3 protein-coding genes and 1 tRNA gene are annotated in these 4875 nt (G+C 62.1%); 2 read left to right on the forward strand and 2 right to left on the reverse strand.

What is annotated here, in order from left to right; translation table 11 throughout:
- Positions 1 to 671: 671 nt before the first annotated feature.
- A tRNA-Arg gene (locus tag FJ222_12050) sits at positions 672 to 748 on the reverse strand.
- A gap of 243 nt (positions 749 to 991) precedes the next feature.
- Here FJ222_12050 and FJ222_12055 point away from each other — a divergent pair.
- Positions 992 to 1966, forward strand: coding sequence for a peptidylprolyl isomerase (locus tag FJ222_12055; GenBank protein MBM4165154.1), 975 nt, complete (start codon positions 992 to 994; stop codon positions 1964 to 1966).
- A gap of 583 nt (positions 1967 to 2549) precedes the next feature.
- A complete protein-coding gene (locus tag FJ222_12060) occupies positions 2550 to 3680 on the forward strand; it encodes a hypothetical protein (protein ID MBM4165155.1) in 1131 nt (376 codons plus the stop codon).
- A 246-nt stretch (positions 3681 to 3926) separates the two neighbouring features.
- Here the strand turns inward: FJ222_12060 and FJ222_12065 are convergent.
- Positions 3927 to 4875, reverse strand: a 949-nt coding sequence (locus tag FJ222_12065; protein ID MBM4165156.1) for a polysaccharide pyruvyl transferase family protein, incomplete at its 5' end; no start/stop codon positions are given.

The raw sequence follows: 4875 nt of genomic DNA on the forward strand, positions 1-4875 counted from the left end.
GGAATTCTGAATACTGGCTTCTGAATACGGCGCTTGCAGAACCGACGATGGAGGTTTTGCACGCGCCTCCGCCGATAGATGTCCGGAAAACGGGGCGCCGATCGTCGGGTGCGTCCGTCTACCAGCGTTCAACCTGCGGAATCACTGTGTTGATTTCTAGCGTAGAATGAGGAGGCAAAACTGTGTTCACAAACCGTGGAAAGACTCGAACAGCCTCGCAGATAACTGGAGTGCGTCGCGCCGCCGTCGCGGGGGCCCGTTTCGTGTTCGTTTCTGTTCGTTTCTGTTCGTTTTTTCAGGCCAACGGGGCCCGACCGGTCGGATGCAAGGCGGCCAAGGGACAGGTTTCCTATTCACATCTGCGAAGCGTACCCCGCATAAGATACTGAGTGTCCCTTATGAACCCCGTTGGGCAAGTGGCGTAAGATGACTGAGAAATGTGACAGATGTTGGTTCCTTTTGTTGGTTATGGAGGGCGCGCAGACGGCCGGGGTGGCCGGAAGGGGCGCGCGGATAACAACCACGGAGGACTCAACAATGGCTGACGGGGATGTGACAAGCGGCGGCTGGGACGTGGCCGGAACGGATGCGGAGCTGATCCGCCGATTGCAGGAGGCGCTGGCGGTCGAGCAGGCGAAGAATCAGGTGCTCTTATATTCAACGGTTTAGAGTGGTAGGCCAGGCGGGAGTTGAACCCGCGACCCCAGGATTAGGAATCCTGTGCTCTGTCCAACTGAGCTACTGGCCTGTAACAACCGTGTGTACACAGTATCAAAAGGGGACGGCGGCGGCAAGGCTGTGATTTTGTATGTTGCGTGATCCGCCGGGTATGCTACACTTTCGCCTTTCAAAACCAACCAATCGAGGAGTTTGAACGATGCGCCGTTCGTTGTATCTTGTCACGCTGCTGTGCTCAGGCATTGCTGGGATGGACTGCCGTGCGGATGAAAACGCAGCGCCATCGGCCGAACCCGTAAAACACGAGGAAATGATGAAAGCACCCGTCGCGGGTATTCCGACCGAACCCGGCTTGTACGCCGCCATCACCACCACCCAGGGTGTGATCGTCTGTGCGCTGGAATTCCAGAAAACGCCGATGACCGTGGCCAATTTCGTCGGCCTCGCCGAAGGCACGCTGCCCAATGCGGCCAAGCCCGCGGGGCAGCCCTTTTACGACGGACTGGCCTTCCATCGCGTGATTGCCAATTTCATGATCCAGGGCGGCTGTCCCGAAGGGACCGGTCGGGGCGGCCCGGGCTATCGCTTTGGCGATGAGATCGATGAAACCCTCACGCACAGCGGCGCGGGTATTCTTTCGATGGCCAATGCGGGTCCGGGCACCAACGGGTCGCAGTTCTTCATCACGCACAACAAGACGCCGCATCTGGACGGCAAGCATACTGTGTTTGGCCATGTCGTGTCGGGTCAGAATGTGGTCAATGCGATCCAGCAGGGCGATGTGATCCAGATGGTCCGCATCCACCGCGTCGGCGCCGATGCTCAGGCCTTCGTGGTTGATCAGGCCCGGTTCGACGCGCTGTCGCAGGGGGCGCAGAAGCGTTTCCACGACAGGGTCGCGAAGGCTGCGGCTGCGCAGGTCGCGCTGACCCACCGCTTTGTTCCGGCGGATGCTCCGGTCACGCCCAAGGGTGTGCGCTACACGATCACCCAGGCGGGATCGGGCGAGACTCCCAAGCCCGGTGCCGTCTGCGCGGTTCATTACACCGGCAAGCTGGTCAGCGGCCAGACCTTCGACAGTTCCCTTACTCGCGGCCAGCCCTTCAGTTTCCCAGTCGGCAAGGGGCAGGTCATCCCCGGGTGGGACGAGACGGTCCTGCTGATGAAGAAGGGTGAGAAGCGCACCATCGCCATTCCGCCTGAGCTCGGCTATGGCACCCGCGGCGCGGGCGGGGTCATCCCGCCCAATGCCTGGCTGATCTTCGACGTGGAACTGGTCAGCTTCTAAAATCAGCCGTGAAGCCGGGGCCACACGAGGGACCACACGCTTTTCGTTGGGCACGACAAGCGCCTCAAGTTGTGTGTCTCCGGTGTTGCCCCGGTTTCTATGCCGTCTTCAGCGCCGGACGGGTTTGGGATTGCAGGAAACGAGGCGCTCGGGTTGATCCTGTTCTTGCCTGTGCAGATCGGCGACCATTGCACGAAGGTCAAAACCGAACCGCTGAGCATCGGCGTGTCGAATCCTACGGATTTCATCAACGACTGGATCGTTCGGCATAGCTATTCCTCCATGAGTTCCTCGGGCGTGCAGATCACCGGGCAGGCATAGCCTGCTTGACCGACCAACGCCTCGATCTTCTGACGGTGTGCGGCGTTGGCGAGATGCTTGCAGTTCCACGTCAGATTAACTACTTGATATATAAGTATTTAGAGTGGTAGGCCGCGCGGGAGTCGAACCCGCGACCACATGATTAAAAGTGATTTGCTTATACGCGTTTTACTGGGTTATTTAATTGCTGTTGACAAATTGCTGACAAAACGCCTATACTTGCGCCGTCTGACACGAACAGGCTAACACAAGGAGGCGCACCGTGGGTAAGCATACCGGAAGGCGGGTGGTTCGGACAAGCTATTTCGGCGGAATTGCCGTGCGCGAGATCCGCGACGGATATTATCTGGCCGACTTTATGCGCGATGGCAACCGCACACGAAAGGCGTTCGGTTCGCTTAACGATGCGAAGATTTGGTGTCAGGCCAAGACCGTTGAATTGAAGAACTCGGGCACGTCCGCGCTGACCATCAAGGACGCCTTGCGCGTGGAGGTCGCGGCGGCGGTCAAAAAGCTGGCCGGCCGGGCGACGATCACTGAGGCCGTGGACTTCTGGCTCAGCAAGCACCCGGCCGGCAATCAGGAGCCGTGGGACGCGACGGCGCGGCGCTATCTGGCGGCCATGCGCGAGGGCGGCCGGCGCGACTGCTCCCTCCACGATAAAAATATCAAGTTGAATATCCTGGCGGAGGCGCTGGCGAACGCGCCGACGGTCACGCTGGACAAGGCCGACATCGAGGCGGCCGTCCGGACACTGGCCCCGGCGCGGGGTTGGTCGCCCCGCACGGCCGACATGTATCTCGGGGCCGGATTGACCCTGCTGCGGTTCTTCCGCGGGGAGGGGCGACGGATGCACCGGCAGGACGAGACACCCCCGGCCACCTGGTCGGCGGACCGGATCAGGGCCATGATGCACCAGGCGGAGACCGTGGCTCCCGGCAGCGTGGCGGCGCTGGCGGTGATGACCTTCGCCGGGATCCGGCCGGCCGAGGCGCTGCGGCTGACCTGGGAGTCGGTGGACATCGAGCGCAAGACGATCAGCCTGATGGGCGAGGTGACCAAGACCCGGACGACGCGGCATGTGGACATGGCGCCGAACCTGCTCCAGTGGCTGACCCGCTACAAGGGGGAGGGGCCGCTGGTGCGGTCGGCCGGCGGATTCCGCGGCGACCGGGAGCGGATCATGCAGGCGATCGGGATCGAGGAATGGCCGAACGACGTGCTGCGGCACACCGCCGCGACGATGATGTATGCCAAGAGCGGCAACGTGAACCACGTCTGCCAGCAACTCGGACACGTCGGCGGCGCGAACGTGTTCTTGAAGCATTACCGCGGCCTGGCTCCGAGACCGGCAGAGGTGGAGGCGTTCTGGAAGATCGTCAACAAAGCGTGATCGCCCACCGGCGGCCGAGCTGACGGAGTATGACAGGCGCGCGGCATGAAGCTGGCAGTGGCAGTTGGCAGTGGCGCGAGCGAAGATGGAGCCCCGGCAAACCGCCGGGGTTTCCTTCTATCCCGGGCGCTTCCGGGATCGAAAGCGCATGAATTTCAACGGCAATCCGAGGAATTGGCGCGCCGCATCGAAGCGTTGGAGCATCAGCGCCCATGACCCCGGTCCGGCGTGGTCGGTGATGCCGTGTCAGATGCACGTCTGCAGGGCGGCGGAAAGCAGTCCGCGTGTGATCGCCAGGCGCGCCAGCAGTTGCCGGCGGACCTCGCGGCTGCGCTTTGCGAAGTCGGCCTTGTCATCGAGCAGGCGCAGCGTTTCAGCATGCATCGCGTCAAAATCGCACGTCTCGACGCTGCCGACAGAGCGCAATCCGTACGGGGCGAGGAAGTGATCCACCTTGGAGCCGCGACTGATCCCAATGAATGGCGTGTGTGCGATAGACGCAAAGATCAGCAGGTGCAACCGGCTGCTGACGATCACATCCATCCGGGCTGCAGCGGCGAGGATGTCGGCCGGCTCATACCGCCCGGTCAGCGTCGCGGCCCGCTCCGGGTGGTGCATCGCCCGGCGCAAGTCTTCCATGAGAGCGGCATCGGTCAGCGGATTCATGGGGATGAACAGCACGCGCCTGCTGTCCGCATCCACCAAGCGGTCCAGATAGGCCACCAGGGCTGGCCGGTTCGCAATCTCGCGCTGGGCGGAGACGCACAGGCCGATTTTCGGACCGGGGAAAGCAAGCATCTTGTCTGCTTCCCGGCAAAACACCGGTGACGGGGATGCTTCGAGCAGCAGCGCGGAATCGGCCCCAACATGAACCGGTTCGGAGACACCGCAGGCTTCCACCTGTATCCGGCTTTCCGGATCACGTACGACCACCAGATCCGCCGCGTTCAGCGCTCCGGCAATCCGCAGGCGTGCGCGTGCGACGCGGCGGCGCTCTTCCCAGGCAATCCCCCGGAACAACCCGAGGGATGCGATCATGAGCGCGTCGAGAAGCATGCGTTTCCTGCCGGGCAGGACGCGATATTTGGCGGGGTTCAATTCGTTGTTCATGCCGACCTGCCACACCACGGTCTTCCGTCCGGCGTCCTGCGCGTGACGCAGCATTTCCGTCGGGATTTCCGGATAGTCCGAAAGG

This window comes from Lentisphaerota bacterium, assembly GCA_016873675.1.
In the GTDB taxonomy this organism is placed as follows: Bacteria; Verrucomicrobiota; Kiritimatiellia; order RFP12; family JAAYNR01; genus VGWG01.